This is a genomic window from Ectothiorhodospira mobilis, from assembly GCF_900114895.1.
GTDB classification, from domain to species: domain Bacteria; phylum Pseudomonadota; class Gammaproteobacteria; order Ectothiorhodospirales; family Ectothiorhodospiraceae; genus Ectothiorhodospira; species Ectothiorhodospira mobilis_A.
This window is the reverse complement of the sequence record NZ_FOUO01000002.1, coordinates 188,929-207,013: the sequence shown is the minus strand read 5'-3', so window position 1 is coordinate 207,013 and position 18,085 is coordinate 188,929. Positions and strand designations below refer to the sequence as shown.

16 protein-coding genes are annotated in these 18,085 nt (G+C 67.2%); 5 read left to right on the top strand and 11 right to left on the bottom strand.

From position 1 onward, the window contains the following. Window positions 1–78 precede the first annotated feature (78 nt). Window positions 79–1,494, top strand: coding sequence for an IS66 family transposase (tnpC, locus tag BM214_RS02350; RefSeq protein ID WP_218149028.1), 1,416 nt, complete (start codon window positions 79–81; stop codon window positions 1,492–1,494). A 103-nt stretch (window positions 1,495–1,597) separates the two neighbouring features. Here tnpC and BM214_RS02340 read toward each other — a convergent pair whose 3' ends face one another. Together BM214_RS02340 and BM214_RS02335 are read right to left on the bottom strand one after the other, a co-directional pair. Beyond that, on the bottom strand, window positions 1,598–1,849 hold the full coding sequence (locus BM214_RS02340) for a type II toxin-antitoxin system prevent-host-death family antitoxin (protein WP_090483588.1): 252 nt from the start codon (window positions 1,847–1,849) through the stop codon (window positions 1,598–1,600). Window positions 1,850–1,902: 53 nt separating this feature from the next. Further along, entirely contained in the window at window positions 1,903–3,285 is a 1,383-nt protein-coding gene (locus tag BM214_RS02335; RefSeq protein WP_425319147.1) for an AmpG family muropeptide MFS transporter, read from the bottom strand. Between the two features lie 155 nt (window positions 3,286–3,440). On the opposite strand from BM214_RS02335, the gene BM214_RS02330 reads away from it, so the two are divergent. After that, window positions 3,441–3,845: a hypothetical protein gene (locus BM214_RS02330; protein WP_090483587.1), complete on the top strand. Its 405-nt coding sequence runs from the start codon at window positions 3,441–3,443 to the stop codon at window positions 3,843–3,845. Window positions 3,846–3,850: 5 nt separating this feature from the next. Here the strand turns inward: BM214_RS02330 and BM214_RS12360 are convergent, their stop codons facing one another. The 6 genes from BM214_RS12360 to BM214_RS02305 form a co-directional block, all read right to left on the bottom strand. Then, window positions 3,851–3,949, bottom strand: coding sequence for a TraR/DksA C4-type zinc finger protein (locus BM214_RS12360; RefSeq protein WP_177217558.1), 99 nt, complete (start codon window positions 3,947–3,949; stop codon window positions 3,851–3,853). A 42-nt stretch (window positions 3,950–3,991) separates the two neighbouring features. Continuing rightward, complete coding sequence (locus BM214_RS02325) at window positions 3,992–4,723, bottom strand: LrgB family protein (protein WP_090483586.1); 732 nt, start codon at window positions 4,721–4,723, stop codon at window positions 3,992–3,994. Next, complete coding sequence (locus BM214_RS02320; protein WP_090483585.1) at window positions 4,716–5,075, bottom strand: CidA/LrgA family protein; 360 nt, start codon at window positions 5,073–5,075, stop codon at window positions 4,716–4,718. Before BM214_RS02320 ends, BM214_RS02325 begins: the two co-directional genes overlap by 8 nt. A gap of 8 nt (window positions 5,076–5,083) precedes the next feature. After that, entirely contained in the window at window positions 5,084–5,515 is a 432-nt protein-coding gene (locus BM214_RS02315) for a DUF3617 domain-containing protein (RefSeq protein WP_177217557.1), read from the bottom strand. Window positions 5,516–5,595: 80 nt separating this feature from the next. Then, window positions 5,596–6,894 carry an ATP-grasp domain-containing protein gene (locus BM214_RS02310; protein ID WP_090483583.1) on the bottom strand — a complete coding sequence of 433 codons (1,299 nt, stop codon included), beginning with the start codon at window positions 6,892–6,894 and terminating at the stop codon, window positions 5,596–5,598. 45 nt (window positions 6,895–6,939) lie between these two features. Further along, a complete protein-coding gene (locus BM214_RS02305; protein ID WP_425319146.1) occupies window positions 6,940–8,922 on the bottom strand; it encodes a CocE/NonD family hydrolase in 1,983 nt (660 codons plus the stop codon). Window positions 8,923–9,107: 185 nt separating this feature from the next. Here BM214_RS02305 and BM214_RS02300 point away from each other — a divergent pair, with 185 nt between their 5' ends. Further along, on the top strand, window positions 9,108–10,034 hold the full coding sequence (locus BM214_RS02300; protein ID WP_090483581.1) for a diguanylate cyclase: 927 nt from the start codon (window positions 9,108–9,110) through the stop codon (window positions 10,032–10,034). A gap of 10 nt (window positions 10,035–10,044) precedes the next feature. Here BM214_RS02300 and BM214_RS02295 read toward each other — a convergent pair whose 3' ends face one another. Further along, complete coding sequence (locus BM214_RS02295) at window positions 10,045–13,287, bottom strand: hybrid sensor histidine kinase/response regulator (protein ID WP_177217556.1); 3,243 nt, start codon at window positions 13,285–13,287, stop codon at window positions 10,045–10,047. 194 nt (window positions 13,288–13,481) lie between these two features. Between BM214_RS02295 and BM214_RS02290 the strand changes: the two genes are divergently transcribed. Next, window positions 13,482–14,750, top strand: a complete 1,269-nt coding sequence (locus tag BM214_RS02290) for a protoporphyrinogen/coproporphyrinogen oxidase (protein WP_090483579.1) — start codon at window positions 13,482–13,484, stop codon at window positions 14,748–14,750. Window positions 14,751–14,786: 36 nt separating this feature from the next. After that, the gene (gene mobB, locus BM214_RS02285) at window positions 14,787–15,335 is read left to right on the top strand and encodes a molybdopterin-guanine dinucleotide biosynthesis protein B (RefSeq protein ID WP_090483578.1); all 549 of its coding nucleotides are present in this window, start codon (window positions 14,787–14,789) and stop codon (window positions 15,333–15,335) included. 16 nt (window positions 15,336–15,351) lie between these two features. Here the strand turns inward: mobB and BM214_RS12355 are convergent, their stop codons facing one another. Together BM214_RS12355 and BM214_RS12925 are read right to left on the bottom strand one after the other, a co-directional pair. Further along, window positions 15,352–15,525, bottom strand: a complete 174-nt coding sequence (locus BM214_RS12355; RefSeq protein WP_143096331.1) for a response regulator — start codon at window positions 15,523–15,525, stop codon at window positions 15,352–15,354. Window positions 15,526–15,661: 136 nt separating this feature from the next. Then, a complete protein-coding gene (locus BM214_RS12925; protein WP_143096330.1) occupies window positions 15,662–18,049 on the bottom strand; it encodes a methyl-accepting chemotaxis protein in 2,388 nt (795 codons plus the stop codon). Window positions 18,050–18,085: the final 36 nt, after the last annotated feature.

The following is an 18,085-nucleotide window of genomic DNA, read 5'->3' as shown; positions in this document are numbered from 1 at the left end:
CTAGGGTTTTCGTAACTACTCAGGCCACCCCTGGCTCACAGGGTGGCGCACCCACCCCTGTATGGCTATGCTCCCTTCATGAAGCTGCAACGCCCCACCCAGGAAGAGCTCAACCGCATGACTTCGGAGCAGAAGGATCAGCTGATCATGCAGCTGTTCGATGCCCTGGAGGCACTTACGGCCCGGGTGGCGGAGTTGGAGAAGCAAGTGGCCAAGACCAGCCGGAACTCCAGCAAGCCGCCGTCTTCGGATGGTCTGCGCAAGGGTCCGGCGCAGCCACGGCAGAAGGGCAAGCGGTCCAGTGGCGGACAGAAGGGGCACAAGGGGTCCACCCGGCAGATGGTGGATCAACCGGACCGGGTGGAGGTGCTGCATCCCCAGGGCACCTGCTCCTGTGGTGGGGTCCTGGAGGCCCTGCCGGCTCGGGTGAAGGAACGTCGTCAGCAGATCGAGATTCCAATGCCCCGTCGGGTGGTAACCGAATACCGGCAGATGCAGGTGACCTGTCGCTGTGGCCGACGCCATGCGGGGATATTTCCTGCGGGTGTGACGCCCAACGTGAGCCATGGTCCGCGCCTGAAGGCCTATGCCGTGGGTCTGAACCAGGGGCACTTCGTGGCCTTGGAGCGGACCTGCCAGATCCTGAGGGACCAGTACGGCGTGGCGCCTTCGGTGGGCACACTGCAGAACTGGATCCAGGAGATGGCCACGGCCCTGACCCCGGCCTATGAAGCGGCAAGGGAACAGATCCGCCGGTCCGACGTGGCCCACTTCGACGAGAGTGGCCTGCGGGTTCGGGGCCGGCTGCACTGGCTGCATGTAGCCGCCACGACGGAGGCGGTGCACTACACCGTCCATGCCCGGCGTGGGCATGAGGCCATGGAGGCGGCCGGTATTCTGCCGCATTTCCAGGGCGTTGCGGTCCATGACCATTGGTCCCCCTATTGGCGCTACACAAAGTGCCAGCATGTCCTGTGCAATGCCCATCACCTGCGCGAACTGAACTACAGCGAAGCGCTGACCGGATATGACTGGCCCCGCCAGTTGCGCGAGACCCTGATTTCGGCCCAGCAGGCCGTGGTTCAGGCCCGCGCCCAAGGGAAGATCCGTTTACCGGAAGACCAGATCGCCACCTTCCTGCACGCCTATGACCGCCACCTGCACCAGGGACTGAAGGCCCACCCGGTCAAACTCCCAAAACCCGGCAGTCATCGACGAAGCCGACAACACCCCTCCACCAACCTGCTCATGCGACTGCGGGACCACCGCACGGCCATCTGGCGTTTCCTCACGGACTGGCGCGTCCCCTTCAGCAACAACCACGCCGAACGCATGGTCCGGCCCATCAAGGTCAAGCTCAAGGTCATCGGCGGCTTCCGGGCCATGGGCGGAAGTCAGGCCTTCTGCATCATCCGCTCCGTCTGGGAAACCAGCAAGCTGCAAGGTCAAAACCCCTTCGAGGTGCTGCGAATGGCTGGGGCGGGGGCTGAGTAGTTACGGGTTTTCAAGCCTTGCCGCCAGTTTTTTCTTGAACTGGGTTTTTATCGGCTCCCTCAGCTTCTCCCATTCCTTCAGGGCAATGGGTAGAAACTTGAGCCTATAGGTCATCCAGTGACACCGGCACGGCCTGCCCCTTGTCCCCGAGTCGTTCCTCGACGATGCTGGCGAGTTCGTCGTCTTCAATCCTGTCCATCATCACCTCGTAAAGTTCCGCCGGGATCAGGTATGCGGCTGGCTTGTTGTGGTTCAGAACCGCAATGGGCGAACCATTGGCCTTGGACAGCACAGAGGATGGATTTTTCTTCAATTCTGAAATACTTACGGAATAATCTGCCAGAACCTGACGCATCACCTTACCCAAAAAAGAGCCATATTTAGGGCTTATTATAGACCTTTATCTGTCTAGTCACCATCTTCCTTGATCTCCGGCCGCGGGGCGTGGTCGGGGTTGGCCCTGCGGGCGAGGACGAAGGCCAGGGCGATGGCGGGCAGGCCCGCCAGGGCGGAGGTGACGAAGAACCAGGACCAACCCACCGCCTCCACCAGCAGGCCCGTGAAGCCCGCCAGGAACTGGCCCGGAAGGGTCATGAGGGAGCTGAACAGGGCGTACTGGGTGGCGGTATAGGCGGTGTTGGTGAGGATGGAGAGATAGGCGATGAACACCGCCACCGCCAGGCCGCCGGTGATGTTGTCGGCGACGATGGCCAGCACCAGCCCCCCCATCTGCGGCCCCAGCAGGGCGAGCCAGGAGAAGGCAAGGTTGGTGAGCGGGGCCATGAAGGCCGTGAGGAGGAGCATGGGCATGATGCCAAAGCGGGCCACCAGCACCCCCCCCAGGCCGGCCCCCAGCAGGGTCATGGCCAGGCCGAAGGCGGCGGCCACGTTGGCGATCTGGCCCTTGGTGAAGCCCAGGTCCAGATAGAAGGGATTGGCCATCACCCCCATGAAGATGTCGCTGATGCGAAAGATCCCGATGAAGACCAGGATCACCAGGGCCATGCGCCCGTAGCGGCGGATAAAGTCGGCGAAGGGGCACACCACCGCACCGATGAACCAGGCCGCCAGATCCCGCCGCCAGCCCTGGCTGCGGGTGCGGGCCAGGTAGTCCACCACCCGCTGCTCCGTCTGCCAGGTGCGCCGGTCCACATCGCCTTCCGGCTCCCGCACGATCAACGTGGTGGCCAGGCCCACCCCCATGAGGGCGGCCATGGCGGCATAGGCCAGGGTCCAGTCCCCCACCGCCGCCAGGTGCAGCGCCCCCGCCCCGGCCACCAGCAGGGCCACGCGGTAGCCCAGGATATAACTGGCGGCCATGGCCCCCTGGCGGTCCCGGCTCACCGCCTCGATGCGGTAGGCATCCACGGCGATGTCCTGGGTGGCGGAGCCGAAGGCGGCCAGCACGGCCCACGCCGCCACCCACCCCAGATGGTCCACGGGATCGGTAAAGGCCAGCCCCAGCAGGGACAGGCCGATGGCCCCCTGGGCCAGGAACATCCAGGCACGGCGCCGTCCCAAGATTCGGCTGAGCAGCGGCAGGGGCAGCCGATCCACCACCGGCGCCCAGAAGACCTTCACCGAGTGAGCCATGCCCACCCAGCTGAGAAAACCGATGGCCGCCAGCTCCACCCCCAGGTCCCGCAGCCAGGCGGTGAAGGTGCCCCCCACCAGCAGCAGGGGCAGCCCGGCGGAGAAGCCCAGAAAGAGCATGCCGATGACCCGGGGATGGCGGTAGACCCCCAGGGCCTGCCGCCAGTCCCGTCCCGTCCCGCCCGCCGATGCCCTCACCCTCTCTTCTCCTTCGGGGCAGCGCCCCCATGGCCCATACCCAACGGAACGGCGGCGCCTGCGCCGGCCCCGTGCAGCGAGGAGCGCAAGCGCTTGCCCATGTGCCGGGCGGGTGGCAATCTGATTTCTCCCAGGCCGTTTCCCAGGAGCCTCCCGTGAACCTTCGCACCCTGCCCCTCGCCCTGTGCTGCGCCCTCACCGCCCTGCCCCTGCAGGCGGAGACCATCTTCCTGCAGGAGGGGGAACAATGGCGGCGGGGGGATGTGCAGGTATGGTGCGAGCGGCCGCGGGGATCGGAACAGCCGGTGGTGCTCAGCGAATGCCAGCACTGGGACGATTTCCGTGACGATTGCCTGTTCCAGCGCCGCATCCACCGGGCCGGCGGCGTGGAATGCGTCGAGGAATGCCAGCACTGGGACGACTTCTCCGGCAGTTGCCACTTCGAGACCCGGTGCGAATACCGCCCCGGACAGGGTGGATTCGTGCGCACGGAATGCGCCCGCTTCGACGACTTCCGGGAGACCTGCCGCGATACCCGGGAGGTGTGGATCGGTCCCTGACGGGGTCAACCCTCCGCCTTCTCCGCACAGTGGATGCACCGGGTCACGGCGGGGTTGGCCTCCAGGCGTTGTCTGAAATGCTGGATATCGTCTTCGTTCCGCATGGTCGGGATTCTACGCCAGTCCCTATCCATGGGCACAACCTCTCAGAGACCCAGGCCCGGCAGCAGGGGGCGCGCCAGGGGCAGCAGGAAGGCGGTGAGGATCCCGGCCAGGCTCAGGCCCAGGCCGGCGAAGGCCCCGGCCGTGGCGCTGATACCAAAGGCCTGGGCGGTGCCAAAGCCGTGGGCGGTCACCCCCAGGGCGAAGCCCTTCACCCGGTCGTCCCGGATGCCCATGAGACGGATGAGCACAGGCGCCAGCAGGCAGCCCAGTGCCCCGGTGAGCAGCACCAGGGCGGCGGTGAGGGACGGCAACCCCCCCAGCTTCTCCGACACCCCCATGGCGATGGGCGTGGTCACCGACTTGGGGGCCAGGGAGGCCAGGGTGCGGGGATCCGCCCCCAGGAGTTGGGCCACTGCCACCGCGCTGACGGCGGCGGTGCCCGCCCCGGCCACGCCGGCGGTGAGCAGGGGCAGCAGCAGGGCGCGGATCTGGCGGCGGTGATCATAGAGGGGGATGGCCAGGGCCACGGTGGCGGGTCCCAGCAGGAAATGGATGAACTGGGCCCCCTCGAAATAGGTCTCGTAGTCGGTGCCGGTGAGCAACAGCAGGGCGATGAGCCCCACCATGGCCAGCAGCACCGGATGCAGCACCGGGCTGCCCCCCAGGCGGCGTTGGAGCCAGAGGCCGGCCTGAAAGGCCAGCAGGGTCAGGGAGAGCCACAGCAGCGGGCTCGCGGCCAGGAAGGCCCAGATGTCGGTGACCCCCTCAGCCATCCCGGCCTGTACGCCCCGCGCCGCGGATGAGGAGGTTCAACGTCCCCAGGGTCACCCCCAGGGCCAGGGCGGTGCTCACCAAAAGCCCCGTGAGCAGGGGCCAGGCATCCTGCAGGACGCGATCGAAATGCACCATCAGCCCCACCCCGGCGGGCACGAACAGCAGGGCCAGATGGCGCAGCAATCCGTCGCACACCCGCCGGAGGGCGTCAGGGACCCCGCCGCGGGCCAAAAGGCCCGCGAACAGCAGCATCATGCCCACCACGGGGCCGGGGAACGGCAGCCCCAGGGCGGCCACCAGCACCTCCCCCGCCAGCTGGCAGAGGAGCAGCACCAGCAGCGCGGGCACCATCCCCGGCATCAGTCACAGGGACCGGTGCGGCGGCCGCTGATCTCGGTGCGCATGCGCATGGGGCCGATGGGGGTCTGCATGGTGGCATTGGCCTGCCCCTCCAGGGTGTCCCCGGAAAACTGCATCTCCGCCTGCATCTCCACCTCCATCCCCTCCTGGGTGCAGAGCAGATCATAGCGGGCGCGGGAGGCGGTCAGGTCCATGGAGCGGATCTCGCAGTTCTCCTCCACCCCGAGAAATTCCCGGCCCTTGTCCAGATCCGCTTCGGTGATGCACTCACTGGAGGTGTTGCGCTGCTCGGGGAAGGCGGCGCTGCCCTCCATGCGGCTGACGTTGTCGAAGGTCCACTGACCGGGGTTCAGGTTAGGACGGGTGTCGGCGGCCTGCAGGGTGGAGATGAGGGCCAGGCAGGCCACAAGGGACGAAAGACGAAGGGACATGGGCAAGGACTCCAGTGGGGATGGCGGCATGGTAGCAACGCCCGGCGGGGGCCGCCAGGCGAGGTCCCGGGCGCCGGGGGTCAGGTGATCACGGGATCGGTATCCTTCTCGATGTCGAACTGCAGCACCGCCAGGGCCTCGTCGTAGCGGTCCAGCATCTCCGCCTGGTCGCGTCCACCGATGAAGACATTGGCGATCTCGAAGCTGTACATATCCTGTCCCTGGAGTTCCCGCAGGTGCTGGCCCGGCTGCACCGGGATCTTCACCACGGTGCCCGGCTGGCGCTGGCGAAGGCGGTCGATGGCCGCCTGGCTCGGCACGCGCAACACGCGCCCGCTCTCCACGGTACGCAGCATGAAGTGTCCGGCCACGTTGAAGGGTCCCTTGCGTTCCATGGGTTTGGGCTTGCGCCCCAGGGCCAGATCCACCATCACCGAGAGATGGGAGAGGCCATGCACCTTCTCGAAGATGTCCGTATGGGCCTGGGACACCCGTGGGTTGATCTCCAGGAGCCACACCTGGTCGGAGGTCTGGTCATAGAAGAACTCGGCATTGAAGGGGGCGTTGTCCAGCCCGATCTGCTGTATCGCCGAGCGCACCACATCCATCATGCGGTGCTGGATCTCCAGGGGCAGCGAGGAGGGATATTCGTAGCGGGCGAAGGAGGAGCTGTCCTGCTCACGTACCGAGTCCACCACACCGTAGACATGCACCCGCCCGTCGTAGCTGTATCCCTCCAGGGTGCACTGCCAGCCGCCGATGGGGGTCTCCGCAACGAAGCTCTCGGGCATGCCGGCGATCTCCGGCGGGGCACCGAACCGTTCCATCAGGTAGCGGAAGGGCTCCCCCATGAAGCCCACCTTCTCGCGGCACAGGGGCATCACCGCGCGGAACTGGCGCTCGTCGTTGATATGGAAGGCCAGGAAGGAACGGAAGGACTTGATGGGCTTGATCCAGAAGGGGGGCAGCAGACCGATATGGCCATAGGCCTCGTCATCGAAGGGATCGAAGGCCCGGAATTGGGGGATGTGCTCCGGGATCACCTTGCGTTGCTCCAGACGGCTCCAGTACTTGTGCTCACACTTGAGCACCGCCTCCAGGCTGGGGCCGGGCACCCCGAAACGGGCCGCCAGGATGGGGACCAGCACGGTGCCGGGGAAGTCGTAGTAGCTGGCCACGGCATCCACGGGGCCATCGAAGGCCTCCATGGTGCGGGTGGCCTTGTCGATCAGGTGCTGGATGTCGTACTGGTCCACATTGCGGATATCGCTGATATCCAGCGCCGCGTGGAAGGCGCATTCCCGGGCCTGGGGCAGACGCTCCAGCTTTTCACGGTTGAAGGCGTCCAGACCGATGATGAAGACGTTTTTCTTGGCCATCCGGGATTCCTTGGATCGAGGTAGAGGCGAATCGGAAGAACGAGATCAGATCCCGTCCCGGGGGACGGACTCGTCCCAGGTCCTGGCGAACACGCGCACATCCCCTTCGTAGGCGTCCAGGGTGGCGCGGATGCTGAAATGGGAACGGGTGGAGCTGAGTACCGTGCGGGTGATGGTATACACCGACCAGTCCCCCCGGGAAAAGTCCCGTTCGTGCACCACCTCCCCGCGCAGGGTGTCGTACCGCTCGTTGCTGTAGCTGTAGCGCTCCCGCACCCGGCGGCCGAAGGTCAGCTGGATGTCCTCCAGGCGCAGCGTGGGATCGTTGTTGACCACCTCCAGGGCCACCTGGTTCGTGGCCAGGTTGTGCACCACCTTCCATTCCCGGTGGGCCGGGGCCAGCAGGGTGTGTTCCGGGGTGGGGGCGCGGCGCGACTGCCCCAGGTCCCGCAAGTTGGCGTCCTGGTCCCCCGCGCCGCGACACGGCAGCGTCAGGCGGCAGCCGCCGGTGTACAGGCTCAATCGCACCGGTTCCGGTGCTGGCCAGGCCAGGGGCCAGTAGGAACTGGACACCGACAGGCGGATGCGGTGCCCGGCGCGGAAGCGCTGCGCCACCTCGTTCATGCGTACCCGCACCCGGTAGCGCTGTCCGAGCTCCAGTTCCCTGGGGGTCTCATGACCTTCCCGGTGGGTGAGGTTGAGGATGCCGAAGGTCACCCGCGTGGCCCGGTCGTCCGGGGCCAGGTCCGACAGCCGCACCGCCACCTGGGCCACCGGCTTGTCGGCGGCCAGTTCCAGTTCCACCTCCGGTGCCCCCAGCATCTGCAGGTCCTTCTCCAGGGGCGGGGTGTCGAACACCAGGGCACCGCCGTCCTCCAGACGCTGATCCGAAGGCAGATCCGTGGTCTCGGCATAGGAGCACCACTTGCCGGCGAACAGACCCACGCTCAGGGGGCTCTGGATGGTGAGCTCCTCCGCATCCGGGGGCGTCTCCCCCTGCTCCGGCAGGAGACGCCCCCGGGCCAGACGATACCCCCTGGGATGCACTGCCGGGCTGGGCCATTGCGGCTCCGCCACCCACTGGCCGCTGATGTCCGGCAGCAGCGGATCGCGCCGGTCGTGCATCCACACCTGCAACATGGGGTCCGCCTCCACCCCCCGGTCGATGCCCTTGAGCCAATGGTCCCACCAGCGCAGGCATTCCCCGAGGAAGTCGATGCTGGGCCCCGGCCCGCCCATATGGGGGTATTTGTGCCCCCACGGGCCCACCAGCCCGCGGCGGGGCACCTTCAGATGCCGCATCAGGCGAAACACGGTGTTGGAATACCCGTCGGCCCAGCCGCTCACCGCCATCACCGGCACGCGGATGGCATCGTAGTCCTCACACACCGAGGCGTGGCGCCAGTAGTCATCCCTGCGCTGGTGTTGCAGCCACTTGTGGATCCACAGGCCGCTGCCTTCCAGCCGCTCCCGCCACATCTCGCGCCAGCGCTCCCCCACCACCTGTGGGTCCGGCGGGCAGCTGTTGAAGCCGAACATGGTGGAGGCCCAGGACAGGTTGTCGGTGAGCAGACATCCCCCCATGTAGTGCACATCGTCGGCGTAACGGTCATCGGAGGAGCACACCGACACCACGGCCCCCAACTCCGGCGGCTGCAGGGCCGCCAGTTGCAGGCCGTTGAACCCACCCCAGGAGAGCCCGAACAGCCCCACCCTGCCGGAACACCAGGGCTGGGCGGCGAGCCAGCGCAGGATCTCCAGGCCGTCGTCCAATTCCTGCTGCAGGTACTCATCCCGCAGGATACCCTCGGAGTTCCCGCTGCCGCGCAGGTCCACGCGCACCCCGGCATAGCCGTGGGCGGCGAAGAAGCCGTGGATCTCGGCATCCCGCAGGGCCTTGTGGTCGCGTGTACGATAGGGGATGTACTCCAGGATCGCCGGCACCGGGTGCTCCATGGCATCGGCAGGCAACCAGATACGAGCGGCCAGCCGGCAGCCATCCGGCATGGGGATCCACACGGTTTCCATCTGCCGCACCCCGGACCGATCCGCCCCAGCCTGCATGGTGGCCTCCCCTTTCTGGTTTGTTGGCCTATCATAGCCAAAGGCGATCGCGGGAGACAGACGGATGAGGGCACAATCCTGGGAAATCAATGCATCCTGAAGCGAAAGGCCCCACCATGCAGGCCATGCCAAGCCGAGTACCCACCCCCATGCCCGACAGCCTCGCCCAGCGTACCGTGCTCATCGTGGACGACCAGCCGGACAGCATCCAGGTCCTGGCCCGGCTCATCAAGGACGACTACCGGGTGCGCGTGGCCACGGGCGGGGAAAGGGCGCTGGAGATCGCCCAGGGGGAAGACCCGCCGGATTTGATCCTGCTGGACGTGGAGATGCCGGGTATCGACGGATACGAGGTCTGCCGGCGGCTGAAGTCCCATCCCCGTACCGTGGGCATCCCGGTCCTGTTCATCACCGCCCGAAACGATCCCGAGGATGAGGAAAGGGGCCTCACCCTGGGGGCGGTGGATTACATCTCCAAGCCCTTCCGACCCGCCGTGGTGCGTGCCCGGGTGCGCAACCACATGCGCCTGAAGGTGAAGAGCGACCTGCTGGAGCAATACTCCATGCGCGACAGCCTCACCAACGTGGCCAACCGCCGCCTGTTCGACGAACGCTTGGCGGAGGCATGGGCGCGGGCCCTGCGGAAGGGACATGACCTGACCCTGATCCTCATGGATATCGACCATTTCAAGCAGTACAACGACCACTACGGCCATGGCGCCGGGGACGACGGACTGTGCCGCGTGGCCCGGGCCCTGCACGCCCAGCTGCAGCGCCCCGGGGACCTGCTGGCCCGCTACGGCGGCGAGGAATTCGTCGCCCTGCTCCCGGAGACCGACGCCCCGGGGGGCTATGAGGTGGCGGAACGACTACGCCAAGGGGTGGAGACCCAGCAGATCCCCCATGCCGCCTGCGATCGCCGCCAGGTCACCCTCAGCCTGGGCTGCGCGACCCTGGCATCCGGCCTGCCCCGGGAAGGGCTGCACAGCCCGGCCGATCTGCTGCAGGCGGCGGATCGGGCCCTCTACCGCGCCAAGGCCGCGGGGCGCAATCGGGTGATGGCAGCGGAGGATTGAATCCGGGGGATCAGCCCAGATCCACCCCGGCCCGTTGCGCCAGATCCTGTAGCAGCCCCAGGGCGCGATCATGCTCGAATGCCGTCACGGCCTGGGTAAGATCACTGGCTGCCCCCTCTCCCAGATCATGCTCCAGATGGCGCACGACGCCGGCCAGCGTCCCCTCCTCCACCCATTCCTGGTGCTGCAGGGCCCGGGCCAGTTCCACCAGGACGTCCCTGCCCTGAGCTCCCTCCGATGTGGCAATGCCCTGGCCCACTGCCGCCGGAGGCGCAAGTTCCAGCCCCTCCAGGGTCGTGCGGGCATCCTGAATCGCCTGCCCCAGCGCGGCGCAGGTGGCAGCCTCCACCGCTTTCCCGGTGCGCAGTCGCGCATCCGCGTTGGTGGCGATATGGGCGATGTCCACCGCACCCACCGTGCCCGCCAGCCCCTTCAAGGTATGGACCCGGCGCCGCAATGCGGCATCCTCCGGAGACCCATGCCGTAACGCCTCTCCAAGGTGGGCGAATTCACTGGAAAGCTGCAACGCAAACCGACGCAGCAGGGTCCGCTGAAAGACCGGATCCCGGTCGGCCAGGCGCAGCCCCCGGGCAAGGTCAAACCCCTCCAGGTGGTCGGGCAGCACATCGGATGGCGATGGCGTCGGCACCCTCCCCGTCCGGCGGGCTTCAGGGGCATCGGTCTCCTTTCGCGGCGGCACCCATTGGCGCAGGGTGTCATAGAACACCGGGGTGTCGATAGGCTTGCCCAGGTGGGCGTCGATCCCCGCCGCCCGGGCCTGCTCCCGGTGGGAGGCCATCACGGCGGCGGAGAGGGCGATCACCGGCAGGTCCGGATGCCCCACCCGGATGCGGCGGGTGGCCTCGAAGCCGTCCATCACCGGCATCTGCAGGTCCATGAGCACCAGATCGAACCGTCCCTTTTCCACCTCTTCCACGGCCTGGGCCCCGTCGTGCACCAGGGTGAAGCCGACCCCGGTGCGCTCCAGCAGATGCGCCACCACCTCGCGGTTGAGGGCGTTGTCCTCGGCCACCAGGATGGACCGGCCCGACAGATCCGGGATCCGTCCCGGTTCCATACCCGTGCGGGCGGGGTCCATGCCGCCGGTGATCTCCATGAGGGCATCGAACAATCCGGAGGCAGTGACGGGCTTGCTGAGAAATCCCACCTCCCCCCGCAGGGCCTCCGGCAGTTCCTCCCGGGCATGGGCGCTGACCATGAGCATATGCGGGGGCTTGCCCGGCAGCGCCCCCCTGCGGTAACGCTGCCTCAGATGTTTCAGGGCCTGCAGCCCGTCCATCTCCCCGGGCATGCGCCAGTCCAGAAGGACGAAATCGAAGGGCCGGCCCGCACGGGCCGCGGCCTCCACCCGATCCACGGCCTCCCTGCCGCTTTCGGCCTCGGCCACCCGGAAACGGGCGCTCTCCAAAAGATCCCGCAGCACCAGCCGGGCCATGGCGTGATCGTCCGCCACCAGTACATGGCCTCCCGGGATCCCCTGCAACGGGGGCTCCTCCCCCGCCTCCGCCCGCAGGGTCAAATCAAAGAAGAAGCGGCTTCCCAGCCCGGGGGTCGATTCCAGTTCCAGGCGCCCGCCCATGGCCTCCACCAGCCGGCGGCTGATCACCAGCCCCAGGCCGCTGCCGCCATAGCGCCGCGTGGTGGAGGTGTCCGCCTGGGAGAAGGCCCGGAACAGACGCGCCACCTGTTCCGGGGACATCCCCATGCCCGTGTCCGTCACCTCGAAATGGAGATGGCGATGGCCCCCCGGGCCCCCCTCCTCTTCCAGGCAGTCGATCTCCACCAGCACGTGGCCCGCTTCGGTGAACTTGATGGCATTGCCGATCAGGTTGGTGAGGATCTGGCCCAGGCGCAGGGAATCGGCGAACCAGCGGCCGGGGACGCAGGGGGCGACGCGGAAGATCAGCTCCAGTCCCTTGCGTTCCGCCTCGGTACTGAAGAGGGTCTTGAGCTGGTCCAGCAGGTCCTGGAGCGGGAAGGGATGGGGTTCCAGCTCCAGGCGGTTGGCCTCGATCCTGGAGTAATCGAGGATGTCATTGAGGATCCCCAGCAATAGGCGCGAGGAGCCGTGGATCTTGCCCGTCAGATCCCGCTGCGCCGGGGTCAGGTCCGTCTCCAGCAGGCGCTCGCTCATGCCGATGACTGCGGTCAGGGGGGTGCGGATCTCGTGGCTCATGTTGGCCAGGAACTCGCTCTTGGCCTGATTGGCCTGTTCCGCGGTCTCCTTGGCCTGGCGCATCTCCTGCTCGGCACGCTTGCGCTCGGAGATGTCCTGGATCACGGACCAGACCACCACCTTCCCGGTGGCGGGATCGGTCATGATGAAGCCGTTGAGCAGCACGGGATAGCGGCTGCCATCCTTGCGGATGTACTCCTTCTCAAAGGGACCGTAGCGTCCGGTCTCCTGGAGCTGGCGCAGTTGTTCTTGTTCCTGGGGGAAATAACACTCGGGGGTCAGGTCCCAGTAGCTCAGCGCCCTGAACTCCTTCGCCGTGTACCCCGAGGGCTCCAGCAGGGCCGAGTTGAAATCCAGGAAGGCCCCGGTCTCCAGGTCGTTCATGGCCATGCCCACGGGGGAGAGTTCGAACAGGCCGCGGAACAGGGTCTCCCGCTGCTGCAGGATCTCCTCCGAACGGCGCCGCTCGGTGATGTCGTGCTGCACCCCGAAATGCCCGGTGATGCGGCCCTGGTCGTCATACAGGCAGATGTAGTCCCCCTCGATGAGGATGGGGCTGCCATCCAGGCGCCGCTCCCGGGTCTCCACGTGCAGGCGCCCCCGTTCGAAGAGTTCGCGCATGACCGCACGCCCCTGGTCCGGTTCATCCGCAAAGAGATCATCGGGGGTCAGCCCCATAAACTCCGCCTCGGTGGCCCCGTATTGATCCAACAGGGCCTGATTCACCTTGGTGACGCGCTGATGGGCAAAGACGTAGTCCAGAAGGGCCTCCTTGTCGGAAGCCCCCTGCCAGAACACCGGTTCGTCCAGCATGAAGAAGAAGAAGCCCTCCAGGGACTGGGAGAAGAACAACTCCAACTGGCGTTCATTCTCCTGGAGGCGCCGCTCGCTCTCTTGAAGGGCCTCCAGGGTGGCACGCAGACTGCGTTCCCGGGCCTCGGATTCCCGCTTCAATGCCTCCAGACGGGCATGGCTCTCCTCCAGGGCGGCATTCAGGTGGGTGCGCCTGTTGCCCGGGAGCAGACGGCGCAGCCAGCGCCCGATGCGGGCGCTCACCGCCCCGCTCCCACCGCCAGGGACCGGACCGGCCGGGGCCATGGCTGGGGGCAAATGGAGATGAAGACGCGCTTCTTCGGGACCAGGGCCTTGGCGGTGGACAGGATCCGCGCCTGTGTCAGGGTCATGGGCAGCACCCGGTGGCGATTCATCGGTATCATAGGACCCCCATCATCCCATGGAGCGAGCGGACAATGCATGCAGACGTAGTGATCATCGGCGGCGGCCTGTCCGGTCTGGCCTGCGCCCTGACCCTGCGGGAACACGGCCGCGAGCCCCTGATCCTGGAGGCCGCCGACGCGCCCGGCGGGCGCGTGCGCACCGATGTGCGAGACGGCTTCCTGCTGGACCGGGGGTTCCAGGTGCTGCAGACCTGGTACCCGGAGGCCCGGCGGTTCCTGGATTACGACGCCCTGGACCTGCGCCCCTTCGAGACCGGGGCCCTGGTGCGCTTCGGCGGCCGCATGCACCGGGTGAGCGATGTCTGGCGCCGGCCCGGTCGTCTTGCGGAGATGATGTTCTCGCCGGTGGGGCATTGGACGGATAAGCTGCGCCTGTTGGGCCTGCGCCGCCAATGCCTGCGGGGGGATCTGCAAGCCCTCTATACGGCCCATGAACGGGATGCCATCACTCACCTGCGGGAGATGGGGTTCTCGTCACGCATCATCGAGCGTTTCTTCAAGCCCTTTTTCAGCGGGGTCTTTTTCGATCCCGAACTCCATGTCTCCTCCCGGGCCTTCGAGTTCGTCTTCCGCGCCTTCGCCCTGGGGGACACGGCCCTGCCGGCCCGGGGCATGGAGGCCATCCCGCGGCAGTTGGCGGACCGCCTGCCCGCCGGGGACCTGCGCCTCAACACCCGGGTGGAACGGCTGGAAGGCCGGCGTCTGATCCTGGAATCCGGGGAGCAACTGGAAGCGGGCACGGTGGTGGTGGCCACCCCGGGGACCGAGGCGGCGCGCCTGCTGGGGGATCCCGAACCATTCCCCACCCGCGGCACCACCTGCCTGTACTTCGAGGCCCCCGAGTCGCCGGTGTCGGGGCCGTACCTGCTGGTCAACGGCGAGGGCCGCGGGCGGGTGAACAACGTGGTCTGCCCGGCGCAACTGTCGGAGCACTACGCCCCCGCCGGCCGCCAGCTGGTCGGCGTTAACCTGCACGGTGCCGAGACCGAGCCCGAGGCCCTGGAGGAGAGCGTGCGCGCCGAGATGGCGGCCTGGTTCGGCGAATCGGTCCGGGACTGGCGGCTGATTCGGGGCTACCGCATCCCCGAGGCCCTGCCGGCACAGCACCCCCCGGTGCCCTACCCCGGGGCCGCGGAGCTGCGCCGGGGAGAGGACCTGTGGGTCTGCGGCGAATACCCCACCGCCCCCTCCATCCAGTGGGCCCTGCACACGGGCCGTCGGGCGGCGGAGGAGATCGCCGCCGCCCGGGGCGGACGCGCCCCCGGATCCGCTTCCCCATGAGGCAGGGGCATCGACCGCAAAGGACCCGTGACCGCCATGCATGCCGCTGACCCGTCTCCCCATCGCCCCGACAACCCCATCCCCATCCTGGGCCTGGCCGCCTGGAGCGGCACCGGAAAGACCACCCTGCTGGCGGCCCTGATCCCCCTGCTGCGGGCCCAGGGCCTGCGCCCCGCCCTGATCAAACACGCCCATCACCGCTTCGACGTGGACCACCCCGGCAAGGACAGCCACGTCCTGCGCGAGGCCGGGGCGGAGCAGGTACTGGTGGCCTCCCGCCACCGCATGGCCCTCATGGTGGAATCCCCCGAACCCCGGGAGCCGCAACTGGAGGAACTGCTGCGCCATCTGGACCCCGGCCGCACGGACCTGGTGCTGGTGGAGGGCTTCCGGGAAGCACCCCGGCTGCCCAAGATCGAACTCCACCGCGCCGCCCTGGGCCGCCCCCTGCTGCATCCCGGGGATCCCGACATCCTCGCCGTGGCCAGCGATGCCCCCGCATCCCTGGAGATCCCCCTGCCGTTGCTGGACCTGAACGCGCCGCCGGCCATCGCCCGCTTTATCCTGGACTGGCTGGAAGGGTGAATTGAACGGGGGGGGGTCAGAACCCCTGCGAACCGTCCCCCTGCAGCCAGCGGTCCAGACGCTGCAGGAAACGGTCCACCTCCAGGGGCTTGCCCAGGTGGTCGGTGAACCCCGCGGCGCGCATGCGCTTCAGATCCCCCCGGGAGGCGTGGGCGGTCAGGGCCACCACGGGGATCGGCCATGGCACCATCCTCTGGGCGGTACCGGCTCTGGATCCGAACAAAACGGATGTCCCCGGTTTGGGACATCCGCAGGCGTGTCGGGGTTCCGGGGGGGGATCGCCTTACCGGGATCCGCCGCCGCTCATCTGCCGCCCCCTGGGGGGATCAGAAACTCTCCCATTCCCCGTCCTCGGGGGCTTCCAGGGCCTTGGCGCCGGACCGGCCCGGATGCTCGCTCCCCCGTGCGGGCGCGGCACGACCGCGTGGGGTGGCACGCTGGCCACCGCTGGGGGCCGGCAGCCCCGGCTGACGGCCGGCATCATCCACGCGGAAGACGCTCACCGCGCGGGCCAATCCCTGGGATTGCTCCTCCAGGGATTCGGCCGCGGCCGCCGCCTCCTCCACCAGTGAGGCGTTCTGCTGCGTCACCTCGTCCATCTGCGTCACCGCCGAGTTCACCTGCTCGATGCCGGAGCTCTGCTCGTCCGACGCCGCCGCGATCTCGGCGATGAGATCCGACACCCGCTTCACCTGATCCACGATCTCCTCCATCTTGCCCCCGGCCTCCATGACCTGCTGGCTGCCGGATTCGATGGTCTCGGAGCTCTCGTTGATCAGGGTCTTGATCTCCTTGGCCGCAGAGGCGGAGCGCTGCGCCAGGTTGCGCACCTCCCCGGCCACCACGGCAAACCCGCGGCCCTGTTCCCCGGCACGGGCCGCCTCCACCGCCGCGTTCAGGGCCAGGATGTTGGTCTGGAAGGCAATGCCGTCGATCACGGTGATGATGTCGCTGATCTTCTCGGAACTCTCGGTGATGGCCTTCATGGCCTCCATGGCCTCCTTGGCCTTGGCGCCCCCCTGGGAAGCCACTTCCTGTGCGGTATCAGAGAGTTGATTGGCCTGGCGGGCGTTGTCGGCGTTCTGCTTCACCGTGGAGGTGAGCTCCTCCATGCTGGAGGCCGTCTCCTCCAGGCTGGAGGCCTGCTCCTCCGTGCGCTGGGACAGGTCCGTGTTCCCCGAGGCGATCTCCTTGGCCGCCGTGTTGATGGCGTCCACCGACTCCTGGATCTGGCCGATGAGCTCCTTGAGCCGCTCGGCGGTGTTGTTGGTGTCCCGCTTGAGCTCGCCGAAGGTGCCTTCGTACTCCCCGGTCACCCGCTGGGTCAGGTCCCCCTCGGCCACGGCGTTGAGCACGTTGGCCACCTCGCCAAGGCCCGTGGCCGTCTTCTCCATGAGGGTGTTCACCCCTTCTCCCAGGCGCTTGAAGAAGCCGTCCAGCTCCTCGGTGGCCACCCGCCGCGTGAAGTCCCCCTTCACCGCGCCCTCCACCAGGGCGGTGACCTGGCGTTCCACCTGCACCTCGGCGGTACGGTCGTTCCATTCCATCACCGTACCCAGGTGTTCCCCTTCCTGATTGACGATGGGGTTGGCGATGAGGCGGAAGGTGTGACCGCCGATGACGATCTCCCCCTGATAGCCGGAACGGCTGTTCTCCATGCGCTGGCGTGCCTCCCCCAGCTTGTCCTGGAAGACATCGATGCGGGAACCTTCCAGACGGTCCCCCTGGAACCCGGGCAGTTCCCTGCGGATGCCGTCGCCGGCGCGCCGGAACATGGTGGTCAGGGCCTGGTTGGTGTAGATGATCCGGGTCTCGGGATCCGCCACCAGGACGCTGGAGGAGACATTGTCCAGGGCGAAGCGGATGCGCAGGTTCTCCGCCGCGACACGCCGGGTCTCGGTGATATCCGCGTTCAACTTGGACTGCATGTCCGCCAGGTTGGAGAGGACCTTGCCGATCTCGTCGTGACGGGTGACCTGGATCTCGTTGTCCAGCTTGCCCTCGGCGATGCGGTTGAAATAACCCACTGCCCGGTTCAGGGGCCCGACGATGGCCCGGATGAGCAGAAAGCCGATGACAGTGGCGATGAGCACACCGGCGGCGATGAGGATGACGGTCAGGTTACGGGTGCCATTGTAGGCCTCCACGGCCTGCTGGAACTCACTCCTGCCCACTTCCTGCTGGAGATCCAGCAGTTCGCGCACCACCTCCACGGCGGCGTCATAGGCGGGGTTGGTCACCTCCACCATGCGCATGTTGGCCTCGGCGAACTCCCCTGCCTCATAGAGGTTGCTGGTGGCCACCAGCCCCTCGCGCACGAACTGCGCCCGCAACTCTGTAAAACGCTCCGCCAGGCGCCGCTCCTCGGGGGTGAGATAGGTGTCCATGTAGGCGGACCAGATCTCGCTGATGCGGGCAATGTTACGGCGAATCTCGTCGGTGTGCAGGGTGATGGGGTGATCGTGCAGGCGGCTCTCTTCCAGGCGCGGATCGTGCATCGCCGCCAGGTTGAGCTCGATGATGTTGGCCTGCATGAGGTTATTGATATCGGCGATCTGCTGGGAGGGGATGAGGCGGTCCTGATAGACCGTGCGGAGCCCCTCGTTGGCCCCCTGCATGCCGGTCAGCCCCATGGCCCCGATGATCACCAGGAGGATGGACAACAGCGCGATGACAAAGATCAGGCGCGCCTTGACGCTGATGTTCTTAAACAATGGTTCCTCTCCTTGCAGGCGAATGGACTGCGGCAC

Coding starts and splice junctions, on each gene's coding strand:
- BM214_RS12360 (WP_177217558.1), bottom strand. CDS start 3,949: ATGCGGAACGAAGACGATATCCAGCATTTCAGACAACGCCTGGAGGCC.
- BM214_RS02325 (WP_090483586.1), bottom strand. CDS start 4,723: ATGGCTGAGGGGGTCACCGACATCTGGGCCTTCCTGGCCGCGAGCCCG.
- BM214_RS02340 (WP_090483588.1), bottom strand. CDS start 1,849: ATGCGTCAGGTTCTGGCAGATTATTCCGTAAGTATTTCAGAATTGAAG.
- BM214_RS12355 (WP_143096331.1), bottom strand. CDS start 15,525: ATGGTGCCATGGCCGATCCCCGTGGTGGCCCTGACCGCCCACGCCTCC.
- BM214_RS02290 (WP_090483579.1), top strand. CDS start 13,482: ATGCATGCAGACGTAGTGATCATCGGCGGCGGCCTGTCCGGTCTGGCC.
- BM214_RS02320 (WP_090483585.1), bottom strand. CDS start 5,075: ATGGTGCCCGCGCTGCTGGTGCTGCTCCTCTGCCAGCTGGCGGGGGAG.
- BM214_RS02310 (WP_090483583.1), bottom strand. CDS start 6,894: ATGGCCAAGAAAAACGTCTTCATCATCGGTCTGGACGCCTTCAACCGT.
- BM214_RS02315 (WP_177217557.1), bottom strand. CDS start 5,515: ATGTCCCTTCGTCTTTCGTCCCTTGTGGCCTGCCTGGCCCTCATCTCC.
- BM214_RS02300 (WP_090483581.1), top strand. CDS start 9,108: ATGCCCGACAGCCTCGCCCAGCGTACCGTGCTCATCGTGGACGACCAG.
- mobB (WP_090483578.1), top strand. CDS start 14,787: ATGCATGCCGCTGACCCGTCTCCCCATCGCCCCGACAACCCCATCCCC.
- BM214_RS02305 (WP_425319146.1), bottom strand. CDS start 8,922: ATGGAAACCGTGTGGATCCCCATGCCGGATGGCTGCCGGCTGGCCGCT.
- tnpC (WP_218149028.1), top strand. CDS start 79: ATGAAGCTGCAACGCCCCACCCAGGAAGAGCTCAACCGCATGACTTCG.